This window comes from Pseudomonas sp. AC112, from assembly GCF_979253545.1.
In genome coordinates this window covers 1,749,048-1,773,761 of the sequence record NZ_CEEDCM010000001.1, presented here as the reverse complement: position 1 = coordinate 1,773,761, position 24,714 = coordinate 1,749,048, and the positions used below count along the sequence as shown (strand labels likewise).

General features: G+C 62.2%; 22 protein-coding genes and 2 pseudogenes. 5 read left to right on the top strand and 19 right to left on the bottom strand.

What is annotated here, in order from left to right; translation table 11 throughout:
* Positions 1 to 7: 7 nt before the first annotated feature.
* From AC0IYN_RS08330 to AC0IYN_RS08275, 12 genes are read right to left on the bottom strand one after another with little or no spacing between them, the layout of a single operon-like run.
* Positions 8 to 2,320 carry an MMPL family transporter gene (locus AC0IYN_RS08330; RefSeq protein ID WP_471841037.1) on the bottom strand — a complete coding sequence of 771 codons (2,313 nt, stop codon included), beginning with the start codon at positions 2,318 to 2,320 and terminating at the stop codon, positions 8 to 10.
* Positions 2,310 to 2,993 carry an outer membrane lipoprotein carrier protein LolA gene (locus AC0IYN_RS08325; protein WP_457240203.1) on the bottom strand — a complete coding sequence of 228 codons (684 nt, stop codon included), beginning with the start codon at positions 2,991 to 2,993 and terminating at the stop codon, positions 2,310 to 2,312. Before AC0IYN_RS08325 ends, AC0IYN_RS08330 begins: the two co-directional genes overlap by 11 nt.
* Positions 2,990 to 3,415, bottom strand: coding sequence for an acyl-CoA thioesterase (locus AC0IYN_RS08320; protein ID WP_028615440.1), 426 nt, complete (start codon positions 3,413 to 3,415; stop codon positions 2,990 to 2,992). Before AC0IYN_RS08320 ends, AC0IYN_RS08325 begins: the two co-directional genes overlap by 4 nt.
* Positions 3,408 to 4,949 carry an HAL/PAL/TAL family ammonia-lyase gene (locus AC0IYN_RS08315; RefSeq protein WP_471841032.1) on the bottom strand — a complete coding sequence of 514 codons (1,542 nt, stop codon included), beginning with the start codon at positions 4,947 to 4,949 and terminating at the stop codon, positions 3,408 to 3,410. The genes AC0IYN_RS08320 and AC0IYN_RS08315 overlap by 8 nt, the downstream gene beginning before the upstream one ends.
* Positions 4,933 to 5,868 carry an LpxL/LpxP family acyltransferase gene (locus tag AC0IYN_RS08310; protein ID WP_471841030.1) on the bottom strand — a complete coding sequence of 312 codons (936 nt, stop codon included), beginning with the start codon at positions 5,866 to 5,868 and terminating at the stop codon, positions 4,933 to 4,935. Before AC0IYN_RS08310 ends, AC0IYN_RS08315 begins: the two co-directional genes overlap by 17 nt.
* On the bottom strand, positions 5,865 to 6,599 hold the full coding sequence (locus tag AC0IYN_RS08305; RefSeq protein ID WP_252993387.1) for a glycosyltransferase family 2 protein: 735 nt from the start codon (positions 6,597 to 6,599) through the stop codon (positions 5,865 to 5,867). The genes AC0IYN_RS08310 and AC0IYN_RS08305 overlap by 4 nt, the downstream gene beginning before the upstream one ends.
* Entirely contained in the window at positions 6,592 to 8,262 is a 1,671-nt protein-coding gene (locus AC0IYN_RS08300) for an ApeI family dehydratase (RefSeq protein WP_471841027.1), read from the bottom strand. Before AC0IYN_RS08300 ends, AC0IYN_RS08305 begins: the two co-directional genes overlap by 8 nt.
* Entirely contained in the window at positions 8,259 to 8,804 is a 546-nt protein-coding gene (locus AC0IYN_RS08295) for a COG4648 family protein (RefSeq protein ID WP_406596828.1), read from the bottom strand. The genes AC0IYN_RS08300 and AC0IYN_RS08295 overlap by 4 nt, the downstream gene beginning before the upstream one ends.
* Positions 8,801 to 9,055 carry an acyl carrier protein gene (locus tag AC0IYN_RS08290; protein ID WP_003187949.1) on the bottom strand — a complete coding sequence of 85 codons (255 nt, stop codon included), beginning with the start codon at positions 9,053 to 9,055 and terminating at the stop codon, positions 8,801 to 8,803. Before AC0IYN_RS08290 ends, AC0IYN_RS08295 begins: the two co-directional genes overlap by 4 nt.
* 9 nt (positions 9,056 to 9,064) lie before the next feature.
* Positions 9,065 to 9,334 carry a phosphopantetheine-binding protein gene (locus tag AC0IYN_RS08285; protein ID WP_014716603.1) on the bottom strand — a complete coding sequence of 90 codons (270 nt, stop codon included), beginning with the start codon at positions 9,332 to 9,334 and terminating at the stop codon, positions 9,065 to 9,067.
* On the bottom strand, positions 9,312 to 10,124 hold the full coding sequence (locus AC0IYN_RS08280) for a lysophospholipid acyltransferase family protein (RefSeq protein ID WP_406596829.1): 813 nt from the start codon (positions 10,122 to 10,124) through the stop codon (positions 9,312 to 9,314). Before AC0IYN_RS08280 ends, AC0IYN_RS08285 begins: the two co-directional genes overlap by 23 nt.
* Positions 10,100 to 10,819, bottom strand: a complete 720-nt coding sequence (locus AC0IYN_RS08275) for a beta-ketoacyl synthase chain length factor (RefSeq protein WP_368946111.1) — start codon at positions 10,817 to 10,819, stop codon at positions 10,100 to 10,102. Before AC0IYN_RS08275 ends, AC0IYN_RS08280 begins: the two co-directional genes overlap by 25 nt.
* A 347-nt stretch (positions 10,820 to 11,166) precedes the next feature.
* On the opposite strand from AC0IYN_RS08275, the gene AC0IYN_RS08270 reads away from it, so the two are divergent.
* The gene (locus tag AC0IYN_RS08270) at positions 11,167 to 11,937 is read left to right on the top strand and encodes a ParA family protein (protein ID WP_078046531.1); all 771 of its coding nucleotides are present in this window, start codon (positions 11,167 to 11,169) and stop codon (positions 11,935 to 11,937) included.
* 92 nt (positions 11,938 to 12,029) lie between these two features.
* Here AC0IYN_RS08270 and trxC read toward each other — a convergent pair whose 3' ends face one another.
* Positions 12,030 to 12,464 (bottom strand): thioredoxin TrxC, encoded by a 435-nt coding sequence (trxC, locus tag AC0IYN_RS08265; protein WP_034105847.1) that lies wholly within the window; start codon positions 12,462 to 12,464, stop codon positions 12,030 to 12,032.
* Between the two features lie 236 nt (positions 12,465 to 12,700).
* Between trxC and AC0IYN_RS08260 the strand changes: the two genes are divergently transcribed.
* Together AC0IYN_RS08260 and AC0IYN_RS08255 are read left to right on the top strand one after the other, a co-directional pair.
* A complete protein-coding gene (locus AC0IYN_RS08260) occupies positions 12,701 to 12,988 on the top strand; it encodes a type II toxin-antitoxin system HigB family toxin (RefSeq protein WP_471841020.1) in 288 nt (95 codons plus the stop codon).
* Between the two features lie 8 nt (positions 12,989 to 12,996).
* Entirely contained in the window at positions 12,997 to 13,398 is a 402-nt protein-coding gene (locus tag AC0IYN_RS08255) for a helix-turn-helix domain-containing protein (RefSeq protein ID WP_069078677.1), read from the top strand.
* Between the two features lie 40 nt (positions 13,399 to 13,438).
* On the opposite strand, the gene selO is transcribed toward AC0IYN_RS08255, so the two are convergent.
* The 5 genes and pseudogenes from selO to AC0IYN_RS08230 all read right to left on the bottom strand — a co-directional run.
* Positions 13,439 to 14,902: a protein adenylyltransferase SelO gene (gene selO, locus AC0IYN_RS08250; protein WP_471841018.1), complete on the bottom strand. Its 1,464-nt coding sequence runs from the start codon at positions 14,900 to 14,902 to the stop codon at positions 13,439 to 13,441.
* A gap of 48 nt (positions 14,903 to 14,950) precedes the next feature.
* Positions 14,951 to 18,289, bottom strand: a complete 3,339-nt coding sequence (mscK, locus tag AC0IYN_RS08245; RefSeq protein ID WP_471841016.1) for a mechanosensitive channel MscK — start codon at positions 18,287 to 18,289, stop codon at positions 14,951 to 14,953.
* Positions 18,290 to 18,339: 50 nt separating this feature from the next.
* On the bottom strand, positions 18,340 to 20,082 hold the full coding sequence (locus AC0IYN_RS08240; RefSeq protein WP_471841014.1) for a potassium/proton antiporter: 1,743 nt from the start codon (positions 20,080 to 20,082) through the stop codon (positions 18,340 to 18,342).
* 343 nt (positions 20,083 to 20,425) lie between these two features.
* Positions 20,426 to 21,025 (bottom strand): annotated as a pseudogene (locus AC0IYN_RS08235) (methyl-accepting chemotaxis protein); the annotation flags it as partial.
* A 303-nt stretch (positions 21,026 to 21,328) separates the two neighbouring features.
* A pseudogene (locus AC0IYN_RS08230) lies at positions 21,329 to 21,985 on the bottom strand (MCP four helix bundle domain-containing protein); the annotation flags it as partial.
* Between the two features lie 344 nt (positions 21,986 to 22,329).
* Here AC0IYN_RS08230 and AC0IYN_RS08225 point away from each other — a divergent pair.
* Both AC0IYN_RS08225 and AC0IYN_RS08220 read left to right on the top strand, forming a co-directional pair.
* A complete protein-coding gene (locus tag AC0IYN_RS08225) occupies positions 22,330 to 22,560 on the top strand; it encodes a hypothetical protein (protein WP_012721849.1) in 231 nt (76 codons plus the stop codon).
* Positions 22,557 to 22,850 carry a cell division protein ZapA gene (locus AC0IYN_RS08220; RefSeq protein ID WP_016977202.1) on the top strand — a complete coding sequence of 98 codons (294 nt, stop codon included), beginning with the start codon at positions 22,557 to 22,559 and terminating at the stop codon, positions 22,848 to 22,850. The genes AC0IYN_RS08225 and AC0IYN_RS08220 overlap by 4 nt, the downstream gene beginning before the upstream one ends.
* Here AC0IYN_RS08220 and AC0IYN_RS08215 read toward each other — a convergent pair.
* A complete protein-coding gene (locus AC0IYN_RS08215) occupies positions 22,847 to 24,649 on the bottom strand; it encodes an acyl-CoA dehydrogenase (RefSeq protein ID WP_457239555.1) in 1,803 nt (600 codons plus the stop codon). The two genes, AC0IYN_RS08220 and AC0IYN_RS08215, sit on opposite strands and share 4 nt — an antisense overlap.
* Positions 24,650 to 24,714: the final 65 nt, after the last annotated feature.

The following is a 24,714-nucleotide window of genomic DNA, read 5'->3' as shown; positions in this document are numbered from 1 at the left end:
ATCACATTCATAAGGCGTGCTTCTGTTGCCCGGCCCAGGGTGCCAGCATAAAGCTGAATGCCAGCCCCAGGCTGACCGATAAGCCGAAATTACTCACTGCCGGTGTACTGGACACCGCCAGCAGCCCAAACGACAGCCAGGTCGTCAACGCTGCCAACAAGGTGCCCAAGAGACTGACCGCAGGGCCGCCGATTTGCTCGCGCATCAGGATCGCGTAGTCGACGCTGATGGCCGTGACCAACAGCAGGCCGAACAGACTGAACAGTGTCAGCGGCTGGCCCAGCCATCCAAGGCTGGCCAGGCTGCACAGGGCCGCCAGCAGCGGCAGCGCGACGATACGCAAGGCACCGCCGAAGCCGAACGGCAGGATCAGCAGCAGTACGATCAACACGCAGGACATCAACTTCAGTTCAGCGGCGCTGATCTGTGTGTCGGCGAACACCCGGTTCAAGTCGCCCAGGCGGTCCACCAGTTGCACACCGGGTAAGTCCAGCGCCTGCACACGCAGCAAGGCGGGGTTGTTCAAGCCTTGCAGGCTGACCATGGCCGCCACGCCGCCATCGACCTTACCGAGCCACAGCGTGCGCCAAGGCTCGGCCATCGGGCCGGCCAGCGCAGCGTCGATATCTTGGGTAGGCAGCGCTTGCAGGTGCGCGACTTCGGCTTGCAGGGCGCTGGCGGGTACGCCGAGGTCGAGCAGCGGCTGCCAGTGTTGTGGCAGGTTGTTCAGCGCATCACGCAGTTGCTCTTGCTCGGCGGGCTGGCTGACCAGTTGATTGAGCGCCAGGTAGCCCTGGAGCTTGTCCATATTCACCAATTGATCCAGGCGCTGCGCCAACGCGCTCTGACGCTCTAGCAACTGTTGCTGGTTGTCCGCCCGCACCAGGAAGAACTGGCTGGTGGGCTGGAACCCGGTAATACGCGCCACGGCCTGTGCTTCTTGCAGCAATTGCGGCGGTGCACCGATCCATTGGCGAATATCGTTCTTGCTGTTCAGGTGCCAGAGGCCTCCCGCGCAAAACAGCAGCAGCAAGGCCAGCAGCACCGGGCTCGGCACGCGCTTGAGCAATGAGGCGCGTAGCAGCCACAGGCATTCGGCGATGCGCAGCGGCCATTGCGCCGGGCGCAACTCGACGCCCTTGAGCAGCGCTGGCAACAGGCACACGGCGGACAGGTAGGCGCCGACCAAGCCTGCGGCTGAGAAGATGGCGATTTGCGTCAACGCCGGGAACGGCGTCCAGGCCAGCGCCAGGTAACCGATACAGCTGGTCGCCAGGCTCAAGCTCAAGCCCGGCAAGGTGATGCGCAACGCCGGCCAACTGCGCCACGGGTTCATGCTCCAGCTTTTCGACAAGTAGTGCAGCGGGTAATCCACCGCCACGCCGATCAGGCTGGAGCCCAGCACCAGCGTCATCACGTGCATATGGCCGAACAGCGCCACACAGGCCACCGCGCCAAACAGCATGCCCACCAGCACCGGCACAAAGGCCAGCAACACGCGCCAGCGGCGGAAGGCGAGCAACAGCAACAACAGGATGCCGACGGTTGCGCCGCCGCCGACCCAGGTGATTTCGCGCGTGGCTTGCTGCTGACCATTGGCGGCGTAGAGCAAGCCGCTGGCGGCGAGTAATTGCGCGCCGTGTTCGCTGGCCTGCTCGCGGCTGGCCTGGAGCAGGTCCGCCACTTGCAGCGGCAGTTTCATGTCGAAGGCATTGCCGGTGGTGCGCGCACGCAGCAGCACCCAGCTCTTGCCGTCGGCATCGGCGATCAACGCGCCGCTGCCGATATCCAACTGCACCGAGCCGTGTTGCGGCTGGCTGTTCTGGATACGTCCGGTCAGGCCCAGCCAGTCATCCTGGCTGGGCACCAGGCTGAAGCCGGTAAAGGGGTCGAACAGCGCTTGCACGCGCTGCTGGATAAACGCGTCGGGCTGTTCGAGCAACTGCTCGCGGTCCTTGGCCGAGAGCATCGCCAGGCGCCCGCGCAGCAGTTGCTCGCGCAGTGCCGGCAAGTCGGCTTGCAGGTTCCACTGCACTTTTTCAAACAGCCCACTGGCCTGCCAGCGCTCGCCCAATTGTTGGGCAACTGCCACGGCTTGCTGGCGGTCGGCATGGCCCACCAGCACCAGCATCTCGCGGTTCAGCGGTTCCTGCATGCGCTGTTCGGCTTGCTGTTCCAGGGCATCCGGCGTGTTGCCCGGCACCAGTTCCATCAGGTTGGCCGACAACGGCGCGCCATGGCGCCACTGCCAGCCGGCCAGGGCCAGCACGGCCACCAGCAGGATCAGGAACAGGCGCGGCAGCAGGCGCTCACTGGGCAAAGTCGTGTTGCTCCGCTTCGCTCAGGGGTTGGCTGGCGGTGCTGTCCTGCATGCGCAAAACAGTGCTGTCGCCTTGGGTTTCCAACAGTTGGATGGTCTGCACCAAGTCGCCGCCGTCGATGTTGATCTGGGTGAAAACCTGCTTGAGCAACAGTGAGCGCGGGATCAGCGTGAGCTTCCATTGCTTCGCCTCGCCTTGCAGCTGCAATTCAAAGTCACGCTGCAAGCCGCTGCTGTCGCCCTGGAGCACGGCGAGGAACAGGCGATTCTGCTCGGCGCCGGCGCTCTTGTTCGGCAGCAGTTGCCAGCCATTGGCATCGCGGCGGGCAATGCCTTGGGCGCTGATGCGGTAGTCCTGTTGCAGCGGAGTTTTCAGCAGCCACAACAGGCCGTGGTCCTTGGCGAGCACGAAGGTGCCTTTGCTGACCAGAGGCTGGGGCAGGGCGCGCAGGTGTTTTTCCTGGGTGAAGTTGCCGTGGATCACTGAGGGTTTTGCAAGTTGGTCGCTCAGTTGCTGCAAGTCAAAAGCATGGGCACAGAAGCTCAGCAACAACCCGATCCCTGTAGGAGCGAGCTTGCTCGCGAAAAACCTGAGGGCGCTGCGCAGTGTCAGGCAGCCCGCGTTATCGTTGACGATTTTCGCCGGCAAGCCGGCTCCTACAGGGGGTCTCATTTCAGGGCCCTTTCGACGGCGTCAGTGAATACTTTGGGGGAGGCCAACTGCATCTCGCGGCTGGCGATTTCCACCGCCACCTGCACAGTGCTGGCACGGGTCAGGCGCTCGCCGCTGGCGAGGTCGGTGATCAGGTAATTGACCTTCAAGCGGTTCTCCCACTCCACCAGGCTGGCGCGCACGTTGAGGGTCTGGCCGAACACGGCGCCGCGTACGTAGCGCAACTGCATGTCGATCACCGGCCAGGCGTAGCCCGATTCAAGCATTGCCGTGTAGTTATGACCGATCTTGTCCAGCAGCGCGCAGCGCGCCACTTCCAGGTACTTCACGTAATGCCCGTGCCACACGACGTTCATGGTGTCGACGTCAAAAAACGGCACGAGGATTTCAGTGTCGCAATGCAGCACGCCCTGGCTACGCATGCAGCCTCCAGTGTTGCTCGGCAATGCGTTGCAGGCACAGGCGCAGTTCGCCTTCCAGGGCGCGGTCTTCGATGACCGGCGGGAAGTCCTTGGCCAGTGCTTCGTGCATCGCCGCCAGGGCCGGCGGCAATGGACGGGCGTCCTCGGCTTGAGCGCGCAGCCACACACCCTGGTTGGCGGCAAGCAAGGTTGCCGCGGCGACCTGTTCGGTCAGCTCCAGCACACGGATCGCATCGCGGGCGGCGATGGTGCCCATGCTCACCTTGTCCTGGTTATGGCACTCGGTGGAGCGCGAGAACACGCTGGCCGGCATGGTATTTTTCAAGGCTTCGGCGGTCCAGGCGCTGGTGCCGATCTGCACGGCCTTGAAGCCGTGGTTGATCATGGCGCGGTCAGTCGGCGCGCCGGACAGGTTGCTCGGCAGGCCATGGTTGTAACGCACGTCCACCAGCAGCGCGAGTTGGCGGTCGAGCAGGTCGGCGACGTTGGCGACGAGGGTCTTGAGGCTGTCCATGGCAAAGGCGATATGCCCGCCGTAGAAATGTCCACCGTGCAGCACGCGCTCTTCTTCAGCGTCGATGATCGGGTTGTCGTTGGCGCTGTTCAGTTCGATCTCGATGAACGAACGCAGCCAGTTCAGGCTGTCGGCCAATACGCCGAGGACGTGGGGCGCGCAACGCAGCGAATAACGGTCTTGCAGGCGATGCAACGGCGCGGTCGGCGCGTCGATGGCCAGGTCCTTGCGTAGCCAGGCGGCGACCTGCATCTGCCCCGGGTGCGGCTTGGCGGCGAACAGGCGTTCGTCGAAGTGTTCCGGGTTGCCCTGCAGCGCCACCACGTTCAACGCGGTGATGCGCGTGGCCAGTTGCAGCAGGTAGTCGGCGCGGGCGAAGGCGAGGCACGCCAGGCCGGTCATCACGGCGGTGCCGTTCATCAGCGCCAGGGCTTCCTTGGGGCGTAGCACCAAAGGCGTCCAGCCCAACTCACGGTGCACGTCGGCCGCCTGGCGCCGTTCGCCACGGAACATCACTTCACGCTCGCCGGACAGGGTGGCGGCCACATAGGACAGCGGCGTCAGGTCGCCGCTGGCGCCCACCGAGCCTTCTTCCGGGATCAGCGGCAGTACATCGTGTTCAAGGAACGCATGCAGGCGCTCCAGCAACTCCACGCGCACACCGGAAACGCCGTGGCACAGCGACTGCAAACGCGCAGCCAGCACCGCGCGGGTGGCTTGGGCATCGAGCAGCTTGCCCAGGCCGCAACCGTGGAACGTGTACAGATGACGCGGCAGGGCCTCGACGTGCTGCAACGGCACCGCCACCACGCACGAGTCGCCGTAGCCGGTGGTTACGCCGTAGATCACGCCTTCTTTGTCCAGCAGCGAGTCGAGGAACTGCGCGCCCTTGGCAATGCGCTGGCGATACGCGGCGTCGTCCTGCAATTGGGTCGGCGCCTGACGGTTGGCCAAGGCCAGTACGTCTTCGATGCGCAAAGCGCGTTCGCCAAAGGTTACCGGCTCAAGATGCGTCGTCATCGGTCTTCCAGAAAGGGTAAAAGTTGAACCATTGTTGGGGCGCTTCCAGGCAGAACTGGCCCAGGCGTGCAGCGTAGCGCGCGGTCCACAGGGCTATGACCTGCTCGCGGGTGTTGCGTTTCCATTCGATCATCTCGGCGAAAGGCTCAATGCTCAGGCGATAGCGGCCTGGGTGCTTGAGGCACATCAGCAGGTTCACTGGGCATTTGAGCAATCCCGCCAGCAGCCACGGGCCTTGGGGGAAGGCGGCGTCATGACCGAGGAAGTCCACCCGTACCGTGCGCCCGCCATGCAGCGGCACGCGGTCGCCGGCGATGGCCAGCCATTCACCGTCGTCCAGGCGCTGGCTGAGCAGCAACATGGTGGCCGGGTCCAACTCGCTGACCTGGATCAGACGCAAGTGGGTCGCCCCGGCTTCGCCCAGCAGGCGATTGAATTGCTCGGCGTGCTTGGTGTGCACCAGTACGTTCATGGTGACCTGCTCGCCAATCTCGGCGAGGGCGCGGCACACTTCCAGGTTGCCCAGGTGCGCGCCCACCAGCATCTGCCCGCGCTCGCCGCGCAGTCGCCCGCGCAATTGCGCCGGATCGTTGATCTCGATCTGCTCCAGGCGCAGCTTGCCGTTCCACACGTCGAGTTTGTCGAGCAGCGAGTCGGCAAACGCCATGAACTGGCCGAAGACCTTCCAGTGGGTTGGTCGCAGTTCCTCCCTCCCGCTCCAATCGGCCAGGCGCTGTTGGTACTGCCAGGCGCTCTGGCGCGCGGTGCGGCCGAACAGGAAGAAGTACAGCACGATGCCGTACAACAGCGGGCTCAACACGCGTCGGCCAAGGACCTTGGCGGCGAAGGCGGTGAGCTTCATCAGCCAGTAGCTGCCGCGCTCTTCGCGGTCAGCCCAGTGCTTGGTGCTGTCGCTCATGCCTGCCACCGTCGCCACAGAATCACTGGCGCGCGCACCAGCATGCCGAAGAACAGCCGGGTGTGCATGGCCGAGATCCGCACGTTATCGCGGAACAGTCGGAAGTGGGACAGGCCGTCGGCAGGGTAATGCACCTGGGTCGGCAGCCAGCGCATCGGCTGGTTGCGCCAGGCCAGGCGCACCAGGATGTCCGAGTCGAAATCCATGCGCGTGCCGATGTAGGCCGAGTCCATCAGCGCCAGCACCGGCGCCAGCGGGTACACGCGAAAGCCGCACATGGAGTCGCGGATCTGCAGCGACAATGTGTTGATCCATACCCACACGTGGGTCAGGTAGCGCGCGTAAAGGCGGCCCTTGGGCACGCTGTCGTCGTATTCCGGGTAGCCGCAGATGATCGCGTCGGGGTGCCGGCGAGAGGTGTCGATAAAGGTCTCGACTTCGCGCAGATCGTGCTGGCCGTCGGCGTCGACTTGCAAGGCATGGCTGAAGCCCTGGCGTGCGGCTTCGCGGAAACCGGCCATGACGGCACCGCCCTTGCCCTGATTGCTGGGTAAGGTCAGCAGGGTGACGTTGTCCAGGGTCGCCAATTGCGCCAGTACGGCCGCGCAGGCGGGGCTGCTGCCGTCGTCGACCAGCAGGCAGGGCAGGCCGCTGTCCAGCAGGCTGCGGACCACGGCCGGTACGGCGGCTTCGTGGTTGTAGACCGGGATCAGGGCGCAGGGGTTATGCATGCGCGGGCTCCAGTTGAATCCGGCCACTGGAACACGCTGCAACGCCATTGCGGTAGGCGAAATACAATTTGCCGCGTTGCGCATCAAAGCGCAGGTGCAATTCGATCGCATCGCCAGGGCGCACCAATTGCTGGAACTTGAGCACTTCCATGCCGGCAAAGGCCGGCGGCAGATCGAGCAGTTGCTGGCCCAGGTTGAAGGCCCATTCCACCTGTACTACCCCCGGCAGCACCGGCGTGACCGGGAAGTGTCCGCTGAAATAAGCCAGGTCTGGCGGCACGCTCAGTTGCAAGGTCCATTCGCCGTCGGCTTCAACCTGCTCCAGCACTTCCGGCGCCTTCGGGCGGGCTGCCAGCAGCAGCGCCTCGACATCGGCCTGGGGCAGTTTGCCTTGGCTGTTCAGGGGCAACTGTCTCAACAACCGCCAGCGGCGCGGCAACGCCAAGGCTTCGCAATGTTGGCTCAGATGCTGGCGCAGGGTCTGGGTGAGCGTGCGTCGCCCCTGGTTGCGCAAGGCATGCAGCCCCTCGGCGCTCAGCACCACCAGCGCGCCGAGTGACGCGCGGTTTTCCTGTACCACGCCCAGGCGGGTTTCCGCGACCCAGGGGTGGTCCATCAATGCGTGTTCCAGCATAGGCAGGGAGATGCGTTTTTCTTCCAGCTTGACGATGCGATCCAGGCGGCCGAGCAGCTCGAAACGGCCATCGGCATGGATACGTGCCGCGTCGGCGGTTTGCTCGACATGCCCCTCAGGCAGGTAAGGCGAGGCGATGCGCAGGGCGCCGTCGGCATCCTGGCTCAGTTGCACGTCGGCGAACGGTTGCCATGGCTGTGCGCCTTGGCGCCAGGCAATGCCACCGGTTTCCGAGCTGCCGAGGATCTCGGTCGGCCATTGTTGCAAGCGGTCATACAGGCTGCCGGCGGCTTCTACGGGCAGCGCGCCGCCAGATGAAAACACCCGCTTCACCTGGCTCAACGCGGGCCAGTCGAGGTTGTCGCCCATGCGCTTGAGCAGCGCCGGGCTGGCGACCCAGGCAAAGTGCGGGTGCTCGCGGCTGGCGCGCTGCATGTCTTCGGGGAAGGCCAGTTGCTTGCGCACAAAGGCGCGGCCGGCGCACAGCGGCCACAGCACGCGGAACAACAAGCCGTAGATATGCTGGGTGGCGACGCTGCCAATGATGCAGGCGTCTTTGAGGCCAGGACCCCACAGGGTTTCCAGGGCCTCGACCTCGTTGGCCAGTTGGCGCAGGGTTTTGTCGATGCGCTTGGGTTCGCCGCTGGAGCCGGAGGTGCACAGGCTCAGTAGGCATGCGTCGAGGTCGAGTGCGGCAGCGCTCAGTGGCGCCTGGTACAGCGCGTCCAGGTCTGCCGCTTCGGTCAGCCAGGCATCGACGGCCTCCTCCCAGCGTTGGCGGGTCTGAGGTTGCAGGTCGGCGGGCAGCAGCACGCTGACCCCGGCCCGCCAGGCGCCCAGCAGGGCAATCGCCAGCAGGCCGGCGTCTTCCAGGTACACGGCCAGGCGCTGGATACCGCGCGCTTGCAGGCCCGCCGCCAGGCTCAGGGACTGCTCCCACAGCTGCGCGTGATTCATAGCAGGTTCGGTGGTGACCGGACGCTGTTCCAGCGGCTCGAGCAGCAAGTGCTCAAGTTTCAACCCATTCATACGCGGCCTCGAACCCTTTGTCGTACCAGCCATTCCACGGCAAACAACAGCCCCATCAGCCCGTAGGCGATCAGGCCGTTGTACAACGTCCACCAGCTCAGCGGCGCCCACAGGGTGAGGGCGGCGGCGAGCAGGCCATTACACAGAAAAAACACGCTCCACACCACGGTCACCCGGCGGGTATACACGATGGCATGGGGCGGCAACACGGGATCGGTCATGCGTGCCAGGCGCTCGACCATCGGCGGGCCATATTTGAGGCTCAAGCCGAACAGCGCCAGCATGAACGCACTGACCAGGCTCGGGTACCAGCGCAACAAGCGGGGGTTGTCGAACCAGGCCAGCAGCAGGCAGAACACGATCACCGCCAGCGCCATCCAGCGACTGCCGGGGCGTCGCGCCCCAGTCAACGCGCGCAGTAGCCACAGGCTGCCCAGCAGCAGGCCGAATTGCCATGGCGCAAAGTGCTCGGTGCCGTAATAGACCGCAAAGGGGTACAGCAGCCCCGCCACCAGCAGGCCGAGGCCGATCAGCCGGCTCATGCGGCAGGCTGGACCAGACGGTACACCGCCTCAACCACGTCGTTAACAGTGCGCACCGCCTTGAATTCCTCGGCGGCGATCTTCTTGCCGGTCTGGCGCTTGATATGGTCGATCAAGTCGACGGCATCGATGCTGTCGATTTCCAGGTCCTGGTACAGGTTGGCGTCAAGGGTGACGCGTTCCGGCGGCAGTTCAAACAGTTCCACCAAGGCGTCGCGCAGGGTGTTGAAAATATCGTCACGAGTTTGCATGGTCCGGTCTCAAGCTGCCTGTCTGGCCGTGACGAACGCCGCAAGGCTGGCCACGTTGGTGAAGTGATTGCGCGTGTCCTTGGCGTCGGCATCGATCTTGATGCCGTACTTTTTCTGGATCGCCAGGCCCAGTTCCAGGGCGTCTACCGAATCCAGGCCGAGGCCTTCGCCGAACAGGGTTTGCTCGCTGCCGATGTCGTCGACGCTGATGTCTTCCAGGCCCAGGGCCTCGATGATCAGCGTCTTTATGTCGTGCTCAAGGCGGTGTTGGTCGCTCATCTTCGGCGAGCTCCTTAATAAAATAGTGATGCAGGTAATCGTTGAGCTTGCGTGAGGCCTGGGGCGCGGGGCCCAGTGTTGCGAACGCCTGTGGTTCTATATCGGCACCCACGCGCAAACTGAAGTGAAAGCGGCATTTTGGGATGCGATACCAGGGTTCGGCCTTGGTCAGCGTGGTGGGGCTCACTTTGATCACCACCGGGGTGATGATTGTCGCACCCCGCAGCGCAATGGCGGCGCCACCGCGATGAAAGGCAGGCGCTGCGCCGGGTGTGGTGCGGGTGCCTTCCGGGAAAATGATCAGGGTCTGGCCTGCGCGCAGGGCGTCGGCGGCGGCATCGAGCATGTCCGAGCTGCCGTCATTGCTGATGTAGCCGGCGTCGCGCACGGGGCCGCGCATGAACGGGTTTTGGAACAGGCTCTGCTTGACCACGCAGTTGGTCTGGCGCATCAGGCCGATCAGGAACACCACGTCGATCAGCGACGGGTGGTTGGCAATGATCATCTGGCCCGGGCGCCCGAGGTTTTCCGCGCCTTCGACGCTGTAGGTCAGCACGCCGGCGCGCTGCATCAGGCGGATAAAAAACCAGAACAGTTTGCTGATGGTGTGGCGGACACGGCGCTGGTGTTCTGCTGCGCTGCCTGGCAGGCAACTGAGCAGTGGAAATACCAGCAGGCGCAGGCACAGCCCGCCTATGCCGAACAGGAAGAAGCTGGCGGCGGTGGCAAACAGGCGCCAGTAGTAGGCGTCCCGAGGCTTGTCGTTCACGGCTTGCGTTGCCAGTTCCATACGCGGTTCTTCCAGGCATGTTGGCAGGCGACCTGTTCGGTGAGCAGGGTGCGCAGCAGGTTCAGGGCGTGGGGCCACTGGGTTTGAGTGGGTTGGACAGTGCCGCTGCTCAGTTCCAGCTGCCACTCGTCGCCCGGTGTCAGCAACAGGCCGAGGGCGTAGGGAAAGGGCACATCGACGATCCAGCTGGCGTAAGCCTCGGGTGGCTGCTCCTCAGTAATCACCAGCAACACGGCCGGGGCGCCTTCGTTGAGCAGCGCGGCGGCTTCGAGCATGCCGTGTTCCAGGCCGTCGCCAGTGGCGGCAAGGGCGGTCATTTCGCTGGTTTCGTTGCGCAGGATCGACCACAGGCCAATCACCGCGTTGTGCACCGACAGGCTGAACTGGGTGGGCGACAGTGGCTGGTCGTTGGCCAGGTCGCTGAGGATGTCGAGGGTGCGCGGGGTCTCGCCATGCCGGGAAATGAACACCAGCGGCAGGTCCTGCAGGCCCTCGGCCAGTGGCCAGCCGACGCTGAACGCCATCCGCGCCAGGCGGCTCAGGCGGCGACGTTGCATGGCCGGCAGGAACGAGACATCAGGGGCCGCATCGCTTGCAGGCAGCAACGCCGGGGCCTGGCACCAGGCGTGCCAGTCGTCCACGCTATCGAGCCCAGGGGCCCAGGCGCGCCATTGGGCGATGTTGAAAGTGATCACTGAGAAGTTATCCCGCCCCTGCGGGCTTCCATGTGCGGCTTTTGGCCCCGAATACCGGGACAGGGAGCAATCGCCGAATGGCGCGCATTATCCCGGTGCCGTGGGGTTCTAGCAAACTTTGGTAAAGAAATGTGCATGGCCGATTACAAAATAGTCGGAAGAATTTACAGATTGTCCTTTACCTGGGGCGGGATAGATTGTCGGACCGTTCTTTTTAGTCTGTCCGTCGTGTATGACAGGCAGGTCGTCGACGCCCCGTCATGCAGCAGTGCATGGATGAACGAGGTAGCTAACAGGCGCTTTTGCCCTCTACACTCGGACATTCATTGATACACGGAGGTTTTTCCATGCGGCGCGTGGTGTTCAATCAGAAAGGCGGGGTGGGCAAGTCCAGCATCGCCTGCAACCTGGCGGCAGTCAGCGCCAGCGAAGGCTATCGAACCCTGTTGGTGGACCTCGATGCACAAGCCAACTCAACCCAATACCTCACCGGGCTGACCGGCGAAGATATACCGATGGGCATTGCCGAGTTCTTTAAGCAAACCCTGTCTTCCGGGCCGTTTTCGAAGAAAAACCGGGTGGATATCTACGAGACACCCTTCGACAACCTGCACGTGATCACCGCCACCGCCGAATTGGCGGACTTGCAGCCCAAGCTTGAGGCCAAGCACAAGATCAACAAGCTGCGAAAGTTGCTGGATGAACTGAGCGAAGATTACGACCGGATCTACCTGGATACGCCGCCGGCTCTGAACTTCTACGCGGTTTCTGCGTTGATTGCCGCTGATCGCGTGCTGATCCCCTTCGATTGCGACAGCTTCTCGCGCCAGGCCCTCTATGGCCTGCTGGCAGAAATCGAAGAGTTGAAGGAAGACCACAACGAAGGCCTTGAGGTCGAAGGCATCGTGGTCAACCAGTTCCAGGCCCGGGCGAGCCTGCCGCAGCAGATGTTGGATGAGTTGATTGCCGAGGGCCTGCCGGTGTTGCCGGTGTACCTGGCCAGTTCCGTACGCATGCGTGAATCGCACCAGGAGAGCAAGCCGCTGATCCACTTGGACCCACGGCACAAGCTGACACAGCAATTTGTGGAGCTGCATAACCTGCTGGAAAACGCCTGACCTACACCCCTCCACTGTAGGAGCCGGCTTGCCGGCGATGGCGCCCTCAAGAACGCCATCGCCGGCAAGCCGGCTCCTACGGCTAATCGTGTTTACACGCCTTGGCTACGCAGCCAACTCATCAACTGCGGCAACGGAAACGCCCCACTCTGGCGGGCTACTTCGCGGCCGTTCTTGAACAGAATCAAACTGGGAATTGACCGAATCCCAAGCTGCGCCGACAACTGCTGATTGGCCTCGCTGTCCAGCTTGGCCAATCGGCACTTGCCCTCTAACTGCCCAGCCGCCTGCTCGAAGACTGGCGCAAACGATTTACACGGCCCGCACCAGTCAGCCCACACATCCACCAGCAACGGCAGGTCGCCTTTGATCTGGCTGGCGTAGTCGCCTTGTTTCAGCTCAAAAGGCTTATTCAGTAGAACCGGCTGCTTGCAGCGCCCGCACTTTGGCGCATCACCCAGGCGTTCACCAGGGATGCGGTTGAGGCCGTTGCAGTGGGGGCAGGGGATTACAAGAGGTTCGGACATGGTGGGGCTCCAACGAAAGCAGTCAGTGGAGCTCAATGTGGAGTCGGGCGCAGGTGTTATCAAGTTCTAAGCGACGTTGCATATGCTCACAGATTTTTGCGCGTCGATTGCGCGTGCCTATCTAGGCTGTGAAAGCGTGTTCGACAAGGCACCACCGGTCCGATCGGCTCTATAGCAAATTGCGATAGTCAGCGTTCGAGTTTAACCTTCATAGCAAGATGCGATAGGGATGTTGCATGCGAGTGATCAGTGCGAAGCAAATACGCAATGCCAAGGAAAAATGGCCTCACTCAGCGAGTGCTCTGGATGAGTGGCATCGTAAGGTCAAAGTCATCAGCCCTGAAGATTTTGCGATGTTGAGAGCAGTTTTCCCTGCTGTGGATAAAGTTGGGGCACTGCATGTGTTCAATATTGGAGGTAACAAGCTCCGCCTTGTTGCCATCGTGCGCTATCGAATGCAGCGCCTCTATATCCGGCATATTTTGGACCATCGTGAATACGACAAGGGTAAATGGAAGGAGTAATGGGAAAAATGAGTGTATTGATCGAGCAAGTCGCCGAGCATTGGCAGTTCGTGTCCCCCTTGTTGCGTAAGCCGAAAACCGAGGCTGATTACGATCTGTTGGTAGAGGCGCTCGACGAATTGCTGGATATCGTGGGGGAAGATGAAACCCATCCGCTGATGGGGCTGGTCGATATCATCGGTGACTGGGTTGAGGCCTACGACTTAGAGCATTGGCCAATACCTGAGGCGAGCGGAGTTGATGTACTGCGGTCAATGATGCAGGAGCATGGTTTGACGCAAAGTGATCTGCCTGGCGTAGGCGCTCAGTCGGTTGTCTCAGAAATCCTGAGTGGAAAACGCCAGCTGAACGTTCGGCAGATTCGTTGGCTGGCAGAGTTCTTCAAGGTGCCAGTGGACATGTTCATCTGATCATGGCCAAGACGGTGGGCGATTTTCTGGATACGCGTCCTTAAGACGAACAACTAATTTCCAAATGCTTCCCCCAATCCGGCGGCCGCTGTGCGTATTGCTCCATCCCCGCTTGTTCCTCAAACGGCTTGGAAAGCACCTCGTGCAGCCGTCGCACCTCGCTGTAATCCCCGGATTCGGCAGCAACGATGGCGTTCTGTGCCAGGTAGTTGCGCAGGATATACAGCGGGTTCACCGCATGCATCCGCGCTCGGCGCTGTTCCTCGCTGTAGTCACCATCCCGTGCAACACGCGCCTTGTACTGCTCGGCCCAGGCATCAAACCCGGCCAGGTCGACAAAGTCATCGCGCAACCGCGCCACGGCCAACGCCGCCGACTCGTCGCCCAGACGCCGAAAGAACAGCGTGTAATCGACGCCGCTGTTCTGCATCAGCTTCAACAACCGCTCGACCAGATGCTGGTCATCGTCTTCGGCGGTGGTGAGCCCCAGGCGGCGGCGCATCAGGTCCAGGTAGTTCGCCTGATACAGCGGCAGGTATAGCCCAAGGGCTTCTTTCAAGGCGTCGACGCTGATAAACGGCGTCAGTGCTTGCGCCAATGCACTCAAGTTCCACTGCCCGATCGGCACCTGATTGCTGAAGGAATAGCGCCCTTCATGGTCCGAGTGGTTGCAGATGAAGTGCGCGTCAAAGTCATCCAAAAACGCAAACGGCCCGAAGTCGAAGGTGATGCCCAGAATCGACATGTTGTCGGTGTTCATCACGCCGTGGCAGAAGCCATAAGCCTGCCACTTGGCGATCAGTTCGGCATTGCGCTCGACGATTTCGCGGAACATCGCCAGGTAAGGCTCGGGCTGTTCGCGGCACTCGGGGTAGTGCAGGTTCAGTACATGCTCGGCCAGCAGCGCCTGCTGCTCGGGCTTCTTGGTGTAGTAGAAATATTCGAAATGGCCGAAGCGGATATGACTGTGCGCCATGCGCAACACCATCGCGCCACGTTCCTGCTTCTCACGCCACACCGGGGTGTCGGAGCCGATCACGCACAAGGCACGGCTGCTGGGTATGCCCAACGCGTGCAGGGCTTCGGATGCCAGGAACTCACGAATCGACGAGCGCAGCACGGCCCGCCCATCGCCCATGCGTGAATAGGGCGTCATCCCGGCGCCCTTGAGGTGCAGGTCCCAGTGCTCGCCCGCCTCGTTGTACACCTCGCCCAGCAACAACCCACGGCCATCGCCCAATTGTGGGGTGTAGCCACCGAACTGATGCCCGGAATAGACCATCGCCCGCGGTTCTGCCTCGGCCCACAGCTTGTGGCCGCCAAACAGCTCGGCGAACACCGGTGTTTCGGCAATGGCGGGGTCAAGGTCGAGCAGGGCCATGGCGGCCGTGCTCGCCACGACCAGGCGCGGTGCGTCGAGGGGCTCAGGCAATACGTGGGTCGAGAACGCGTCGCCCAGGCGTGCGAAGCGGTTGTCGAAGGTCAGTTCGTCGAGGGCTTTCACCGGCCATCTCCAGCAGAATGTCCGAGCATTCTGCTGGGGATAGCGCGGTTAGTCGAGTTTGCTCGGCGACGGTTCCTGCACACCGCCGTCGTTGGCGGGCTTGGCCGGGGTGTCGACCTCCACCAATTTGTATTCCTGGCCGTGGAGGTTCTTGAGGTAGACCTCCATCTGGCGGAACGAGATGTTGATGTGCTCTTTCTTGAACTCGCGATTGATAAAGCGGTTCACTTCGTCGATTACCGGATTACGGTCGCCGAGGTCGCGCACGTGCATGCGCAACTCATGGTCGAGGGTGCTTTCGCCGAAGTTGAGGAAGTACACATGCGGCTCTGGCTCCTTGAGTACCCGTGGGTTGTCGCGGGCGGCCTTGAGCAGCAATTCCTTCACGCGGTCCAGGTCGGAGCCGTAGTCCACACCCAGCTTCAACGTGACGCGGGTGATGGTGTCGGTCAGCGACCAGTTGATCAGTTGCCCGGTGATGAAGGTTTTGTTCGGGACAATGATGTCCTTGCGGTCAAAGTCAGTGATCGTGGTGGCGCGGATGCGGATCTTGCTCACCGTGCCCGACAGGTTGCCGATGGTGATGGTGTCGCCGATGCGCACCGGGCGTTCGAACAGGATCATGATGCCGGAGATGAAGTTGGCGAAAATCTCCTGCATGCCGAAGCCCAGGCCCACCGACAGCGCGGCCACCAGCCATTGCAACTTGTCCCAGCTCACACCCAGCGTTGACAGGGTCGACACGAAGCCGACGCCGGCAATGATGTAGGACAGCAAGGTGGTAGTGGCATAGGCGCTGCCTTGTGCCAGGTCCAGCTTGGACAGCACCAGCACTTCGAGCAAACCCGGCAGGTTGCGCGCCAGCGCGAAGGTAATACCGATGATGATCAGCGCGCCGAGCAAGTCGCCGATGCTGATGGGCACCATGCTGATATTGGCGCCGGTGCCGCTGGTGTATTCGTACAGCGTGACGTTGTCCAGGTAGGAGAACACCGAGATCAGGTCCGACCACACCCAGTACAGTGCAGCGATAAAGCCGCCAAGCAGGGCAAGGCGAATCAGGCGCATGGACTGTTCGTTGACCTGCTCGATGTCCAGGGTCGGCTCTTCGATCACCGCTTCGCCGTCACCGGCTTCCTTGGCGGCCTGGCGTTTGGCCAGGGCCCGCGCATAGGCCAGTCGCCGGGCGGCAACGCCCAGGCCGCGAACGAAGGTGGCTTCGATCACCAGCCAGAACATCAGCAAGTAGAGGGTGTTGATCAGCCGGTCGCTGAGCTTGAGCGCGGTGTAGTAGTAACCGAAGCACACAGCAATAAACAACGCGATGGGCAGCGCGGTAAACAGCAGGCCCACGGCTTTGCGGAACAGCGAGGCTTTTTCATGGGTCGGGCTGTGCAACAGCAGGCGGCCCAGCAGCCAGGCCATCAGCGCGTAGCAGGTCAGCACCACGCCGATGCCCAGCACGTCGTCGGCGAGCGCCGCCGGTTGGTGCTCGGCAATCGCCACCACGGCCACCAAGGCCAATACCACCAGCCCGAGCTTGCGTACCCAACCTTGCAGGAATTCGACCTGGGGCTTTTCCCAGCGGAAGTGCAGTTCGGCCACGCCGCCCGGCGCCAGGATGCGGTAGGCGGTGTAGAACACCAGCCACGCCTGGGCGATCTGTAGCAGCGCAGCGCCCAGGTTGGCGTTTTGGCCACGGGCGTCGATTTGCAGCGCGTAGCCGCACAGTGCCAGGCCCAGGGATACCGGCATCGCCAGCAGGATATTGATCAGGATGGCCTGCGGCGTGTGCCACTGGCTGTCGCGCTTGAAGTGGCCGATGTCCAAGTGGACCTTGTTCAGGCGCTGGTACAGCGCTTTGCGTCGCCACAGCAACGCACCGATCAACAGCAGCAGCGGCAGGAACAGCAGCGGGCGCTGGGTCAGGCCGTCATACAGTTCGCTGACGCTGGAGGCCCAGGGCAGGGTGGCAACTTGCTTGCTCAGGTGCGCCGGCACCGTTTCCAGCCATTCGGTGTCCAGCGGCTTGTTGCTGGGGATCCAGAACATTTGCTCATCCAGCGTCGCCCGCAGGGTCGTGGCGGTGCTGAGCAGTTGTTTCTGGTTCAGTTGCAGGGTGATGGATTCGTTGAGCAGCGCGCTCAGCTCACGGCTCAGGCGTTCCAGCAGGTCGCTGCGGGTGATCGCCAGTTCCAGCAGGGTGCGGCGCAGTTGCGGGGTGACGTCTTCCGGCGACTGGTTCGCCAGCAAGTTATCCACATAAGTGCTGGGGGAGCTGATCAGCTCGCGCTGCTGGTTGACCTCAAACTGGTACAGGCGAATGTTGGCGATATCGTCCGCCAGGTCGCGGTCCACCGTCAGGCGTGGCAGGGCCTGCTTTTGTTTGTAGAGAATCTTCGACAGCAACAGGCTGCCCTTGAGCACGTTGATCTGCTCGTCCAGCGCCGAATCGCTCTGGGTCACGGTGTCGAGCTGTTGCTTGGTCTGCAGGTTTTTCTGGGTCAGGTCGTTGAGGCGGTCGGTACTTTTGAGCAGGTAGTCGGACAGCTTCAGGTTGGCCGCGCTTTCGGTGGCTAGCAGGCTGCTGCCGCCGGCTTTTTGCGCTTCGATGGATTGTTGGGTCACCGTCTGTTGGGACTGGGCCAGGCGCTTCTGATTGATCAGGGTCTGCAGGTCCTGGATCTCTTGTTCCAGGCGCGCGGTTTTCTCCATCACCAGGTCGTGCTGGCTGTTGCCCAGGTCTTGCAGTTGGCTGTTACCGGCCAGCTCCTGGCGGCGCAACGGGATCAGCGCGTTGAGGGCCGCAAGTTCGGCGTTGAGCTGGTTGCGCTGGTCGCCGCTGAGGGATTTACCGTTGTCCTTGCCGGCCTTGAGGATCGAATTGATCTGCTGGATGCGCGTCTGGCTGCTGCTGATTTCAGTCTGGGCGCGCTCGGGGCGGGTCTGGGCAGCGATAGACAGGCTGTTGGCGTCGGCCAGTTCTTTTTGCAGGTCACCTTGCTGGGTGGTGCGTTGCACCAGCAACTGCTCAAGCTGCGGCACCGGCAGGGTGGCGTAGCGCTGGGCAACCGGGATGATTTTGGTGGCCTTGAGCCGGGTCAGCTCGCGCTGGTTGTCGCCGGTCTGGCGCGGCGCGTCTTCCAACTGGCGCTTGAGGTCGACCAGGCGCTGCTCGTAATCCTGCTTGTTGCCCAGGTACGTCAGGGTCTGTTGCAGGATGGTCTGCAGCGCCTTCATGTCGGCGTCGGGCAGCTTGCGGTCGGGCAGCTTGTCCAGGGTTTGCTGGATGGCGTCGGCGCTGGGCGGGTCGGCCGCGTGAACGGTGCCGACACAAAGGGTCAGGCCCAGCAGGGCAGTGGCGAGGAACGTGCGCAGGGTAGGCATAGAGACCGGTCTTGCAAGGTGAAGAATCGGGGGCGTCGTCGCCCCGCAGTTTAGAGGAAGAGTCCGGGGCCCGGGCGACTTCCTTCGGGGAATCTGACGCCCACTTTGCCGATCTTGTTCCCGTCCATGACCGCGACGGTCCAGATGGTGTTGTTCCACTCCACCTGGTCGCCGACGATGGGGGCACCGCCGACTTTCTGGGTGATAAAGCTGCTCAGTGGCATGTCCGGGTCGATGCCCTCCAGCTTCAGGCCGTACAGGGCGGAAACCGCGCCCAGCTGGGCGTCGCCTTCCAGCACGAAGTCGCCGAAGAAGCGCAGGTCCAGGCCGCGTTGCGGTGCCTGGCTGAACAGTTTGCCCAGGGCGGGCAGGTTGTGTTCATGGCCGATCACACAGAGCAAATCGCCGACTTCCAGTACCGTACTACCCGACGGATGGAGCAGTTGCTGGCCACGGAACAGCGCAGCAATGCGCGTGCCTTCGGGCATTTTCAGCTCACGCAGGGCGGCACCGATGCACCATTTTTCCGCGCCCAGGCGGTAGACGAACAGCTCCCACTCGCTGGTGACGTGCACTTCCAGCGCGGCACGGGAAATCGGCGCCGGGTCCGGCGGTACGGTGACCTTGAGCAGCTTGGCCACCCACGGCAGGCTTGTGCCCTGCACCAGCAGCGACACCAGCACGATAAAGAACGCGAGGTTGAAATACAGCTGCGCATGGGGCAGCCCGGCCATCAGCGGGAACACCGCCAGGATGATCGGCACCGCGCCGCGCAGGCCTACCCAGGCGATAAAGGCCTTTTCACGACCGTGGAACGCTTTGAAAGGCAGCAGGCCGACCATTACCGACAATGGCCGCGCAAACAGAATCATCCACAACGCCAGGCCCAGGGCCGGCAACGCGATGGGCAGCAAGTCATGGGGCGTGACCAGCAGGCCCAGCACCAGGAACATGCCGATCTGTGCCAACCAGGCCATGCCATCGAGCATATGCAAAATGCCATGACGGCTGCGCACCGGGCGGTTGCCGATCACCAGGCCGCACAGGTACACGGCGAGGAAGCCGCTGCCGTGCAGGGCGTTTGTCACGGCAAACACGAACAGGCCGCCGGCAATCACCAGGATCGGGTACAGGCCGGTGGCCAGGTTGATACGGTTGACCATTTGCAGCATCAGCCAGCCGCCGCTCAGGCCGACCACGCCGCCGATGCCGAATTCGCGCACCAGGTGCGTCAGCAGACTCCAGTGCAAACCGGTTTGGCCGCTGGCGAGCATGTCGATCAAGGTGACAGTGAGGAACACCGCCATCGGGTCGTTGCTGCCGGATTCGATTTCCAGGCTCGCGGTGACCCGTTCGTTGAGGCCCTTGCCGCCGAGCAGCGAGAACACGGCTGCGGCGTCCGTGGAGCCGACAATCGCGCCAATCAACAGGCCCTGGATGATATTGAGGTCAAACAGCCAGGCCGCGGCCATGCCGGTGAGGCCGGTGGTAATCAACACCCCCACCGTGGCCAGCGACAACGCCGGCCAGAGTGCCACGCGGAAACTCGCCACCCGGGTGCGCAGGCCACCGTCGAGCAGGATCACGGCCAGGGCGAGGTTGCCCACCAGGTAGGCGGTCGGGTAGTTGTCGAAGATGATGCCGCCGCCGTCGACGCCGGCGACCATGCCCACGGCCAGGATGATCACCAGGATCGGGATGCCCAGGCGGGACGAAAGAGAACTCACCAGAATGCTCGCACTCACCAGCAACGCGCCGATCAAGAACAGGCTGTTGATGGTCGTCGCATTCAAAGGCAGTACTCCATAAGCAAACAAGACGGGGCGCAAACTGACCATGCAGTCTGCGTGCCAGCGATTCTAACCTGTTGAATTGCGGTGCTGTCAAAAAGCTTTTTCTGATTCGTGCGGAGCTAATGTGGAAGCTGGCTTGCTGTAGTGAGTAGGGCTCTAGTGGTGAGCAGGCAGGCTGTGATGATCAAGACTTTTGTGGTGAGCAGGCTTGCCCTGCGCTGGGCTGCGAAGCAGCCCCAAAACCAGTCACCGCATACTGTCTGTAAAAATGAGGTGTTCCTGTTGGGGCTGCTTCGCAGCCCAGCGCGGGGCAAGCCCGCTCACTACAGTCGGTCGGGGTCAGTTACAGGCGGAAGCGCCCGACCATCCCATTCAAGTCCACCGCCAGGCGCGACAGCTCGCTGCTCGCTGCACTGGTCTGGCTGGCACCCGTGGCCGATTGCACCGACAGGTCACGGATGTTCACCAGGTTGCGGTCCACTTCCCTCGCCACTTGGGCCTGCTCTTCCGCTGCGCTGGCGATCACTAGGTTGCGTTCGTTGATCTCCACGATCGCGGTGTTAATGGTATCCAGCGACATGCCGGCGCCTTTGGCGATGTTCAGCGTCGATTCGGCGCGTTCGGTGCTGTTGCGCATCGAATCCACCGCGTGCTCGGTGCCGGCCTGGATACTGCCGATCATCCGCTCGATCTCGCTGGTCGATTGCTGCGTGCGATGCGCCAGGGCGCGCACTTCATCGGCGACCACCGCAAAACCGCGACCGGCTTCGCCAGCACGTGCCGCTTCAATCGCCGCGTTCAGGGCCAGCAGGTTGGTCTGGTCGGCCAGGCCGCGAATCACGTCGAGTACCTTGCCGATGTCGCGCGACTCATTGGCCAGGTCGCCAATCAGGGTGGCCGTGGCCTGCACATCGCCGCTCATGCGTTCGATGGCGCTGACGGTTTCCTGCACCAGATCACGGCCATCGCCGGCAGATGTGGTGGCGTTGCGCGATGCCTCGGAGGTGCTCACCGCATTGCGGGCGACTTCTTCGACGGCGCTGGTCATCTCGTTCACCGCCGTGGCGGCTTGTTCGATTTCGTTGTTTTGCTGGGTCAGGCCACGGGCGCTTTCGTCGGTGACGGCGTTCAGTTCCTCGGCAGCCGACGCCAACTGGGTCGCGGACCCGGCAATGCGTTGCAAGGTGTCGCGCAGCTTGTCCTGCATCTTGGCCATGGCCGCCAGCAGGCGTCCGGCCTCGTCGTTGCCGTCGACCTTGATCGGGCGGGTCAGGTTGCCTTCCGCCACTTCTTCCGCGGCTTCCAACGCCTGGGAAATGGGCAGGGTGATGCTGCGGGTCAGCAGCCAGGCGAACAACAAGGTCAGCAGGGTGGCGACCACCAACAGGCATACCACTAAGTTGAAGGCCATGTTGTATTGGTCCTCGGCGTCCTTATTGGTTGCCAGGGCCATCTTGTTATTGAGGTCCAGCAGGCGCGTCAGCACCGCGTTGACCTGCTCGGAATTGCTCAGCAACTCGGTATTGAGCAATTTGCGCAGATCGTCGACTTGATTCGCCTGCGAGAGGCTCTTCATGCGCTCTTCAATCTGATGGTACTGGCCCAGCAGGCGTACGTATTCGTCGTAGGTCGAGCGCTCTTCGCTGCTCTCGATGAGTTTTTCGTAGATGCCCTGGGCCGTGCGAATCTGCTGATTGCGCAGCTCAAAGGCTTCCAGGGTTTTTTGCTGGACGTCCGGCTCGCGGTTGGTCAGCAGGCGGTACGACAGCACGCGCAGGCGCAGAGTCAGTTGGGTGAACTCATCGAGGGCACGAATGCTTGGCACGCTGGACAGGGTGATGTCTTCCGTGGCGGCGCGTATCTTGCTCATTTGATTCAGGGCGAACACACCGAGAAACAACATCAACGCGCCAATAAACGCGAAGCCGAGGAAGGCCCTCGGAGCGATATTCATATTACGAAGCGACATGCGGGAATCCTGGGGGGAGAGCGCGATCCGTGCGGCCATGAGACGGTCTGTGACTCTCTATCGGTCGTACGACTAAAGTCTAAAGGGGCATGTGCGTTTTTGTCGCATCTGACGAGGGGTTCGATCGATTCAGGAACCAGATCGGGTAAATGCAGTCACTAAGGCTCGAAAGTGCGGCCCGGCCCTTAAAAATCGGGCTGCGCGCCAGGGATAACCCTGGCATCCGAGGTGAATTTTCTTTATCGTCACCGCCCTTTGAAAAAGCCCGAGAAATCAAAATGTTAGAAGCATCCCTCAGCCAATTGGAACAACTGGTCAGCGATCTGGTACAGCAGAATCAGGATCTACTGGGCAGCAACGAATCCCTCAAGGCCGAACTGGCGCGCGCCAAGGATGAGAACGACAGCCTGCAGTTGAACCTGATGGAACAGGAAGAGAAGCACGGCGCCACTGCCGCCCGTATCCAGGCACTGGTTGAGCGTGTGAGCGCAGGGCCTGTCAGCGCATGAGTGAAGGGATAAAGGTCGTTTCGATTCTCGGAGAGGATTACTCGATCAAGGCTCCGGCCGGGGAAGAAAAAACCCTGATGCACGCCGTGACCCTGCTCAAGGCGTCCCTGGCCACCACCAAGAAAAAGTACCCGACCCTGATCGGTGACAAGTTACTGGTGCTGGCGGCGCTGAACCTGTGCGCCGAGCAGATCGAAATGCAGCAGGCTCACCAGCAGGAACTCGACCGTTACCAAGAGCAAGTCAGCGCCACGGTCGATGTGATTTCCAAGGCAATCGGAACGCCTTAGAACCACTCATCTTGCATGCCGAGGCACGTGTCATCGCGGGCCTCCAAGATTGCCAGTTCATGATGGCAGCTCGGTACTTCCCAGGTCAGGAAGTACCGGGCAGCCTGGAGCTTGCCTCTGTAGAAGGCCACATCCGCCGCATGACCCTTGGCCAAGCCTTCTTCGGCGCGAATCGCCTGTTCCAGCCAGCGCCAGCCAATCACCGTATGCCCGAACACCTTCAAGTACAGCGCCGAATTCGCCAGGCTGCTGTTGACCTTGCCGTGGGCGAGATCCGTCAGAAGGCCGATCGTCACGCTTTGCAGGCGGTTGACCAACTGCTCAAGAGGTTCCCTGAGTGGGGTGAGGCTTGGGTATTGCTGCGCGCGGGCACCGGTTTCGGCGATCAGTCTGATGAGTTGCTTCAAGCCCGCCCCGCCGTTCTGCGCGAGCTTGCGCCCGAGCAAATCCAGGGACTGGATGCCATGGGTGCCTTCATGGATGGGGTTCAGGCGGTTATCGCGGTAGTACTGTTCCACCGGGTATTCACGGGTGTAGCCGTGGCCACCGAGAATCTGGATCGCCAGTTCGTTGGCCTTGAGGCAGAACTCCGAGGGCCAGGACTTGACGATAGGGGTGAGCAAGTCCAGCAGTTCGTGGGCGTGCTTGCGCTCGGCTTCGGTTTCCAGGGTGGTGGTGTCGTCGAACAGGCGAGCGGCGTAGAGGCCGAGGTCGAAGGCGCCTTCCACGTAGGACTTTTGGGTGAGCAGCATGCGCTTGATGTCCGCGTGCTGAATGATCGAGACCGGCGCGGTGGTGGGGTCCTTGCTATCAGGCAAGCGGCCTTGCGGGCGTTCACGGGCGTACTCCAGGGAGTAGAGGTAGCCGGCATAACCGAGCATCACCGCACCCATGCCCACGCCGATGCGCGCCTCGTTCATCATCTGGAACATGCAGCTCAACCCCTGGTGCGGCTTACCCACCAGGTAGCCGACACAGTTGCCGTTGTCGCCGAAATTCAGCGCGGTGGACGTGGTGCCGCGCCAACCCATCTTGTGGAACAGCCCTGCCAGCAACACATCGTTGCGCTCGCCCAGGCTGCCGTCGTCGTTGACCAGGAACTTGGGCACGATAAACAGCGAAATGCCCTTCACTCCGGGCGGCGCATCCGGCAGCTTGGCCAACACCATGTGCACGATGTTTTCCGACAGTGGGTGATCGCCGCCGGAAATAAAGATCTTGTTGCCCTTGAGCCGATACGTGCCGTCAACCGCAGGCTCGGCGCGGGTACGAATATCCGACAGCGATGAGCCGGCGTGGGGTTCGGTGAGGGCCATGGTGCCAAAGAAACGGCCGTCGATCATCGGTTGCAGGAAGCGTTGTTTCTGATCCTCAGTGCCGAAGCTCTCGATCAGGTTGGCGGCGCCCATGGTCAGGAACGGATAAGAAGTGGATGCCGCGTTGGCCGACTGGAAGTGCGCAAAACAGGCTTGGGACAGCAGGGTGGGCAGTTGCATGCCGCCCGCCTCGAAACTGCGCGCCGCGTTGAGGAAGCCGGCTTCGAGGAACGCATCCACCGCGGGCTTCACTTCCGGAATCAGGATGGCCTTGCCGTCTTCGTAGCGTGGTTCGTTTTCGTCGTTCTTGCGGTTGTGAGGGGCGAAATACTTCTCGGCGATAGTGCGCGCGGTACTGATGGCCGCATCGAAGGTTTCGCGATTGTGCTCGGCAAACCGCTCGCGCTGGGTCAGGCCCTCGGCATCAAGGACTTCATACAGCTCGAAAGCCAGATTGCGGGAACTGAGCAGCGTCTCGGACATGGCGGCTTACCTTTGGAGGAATTGGCCTGAGTCTAAGTGCGCGAATAGAGGCTGGATAGCAAGAT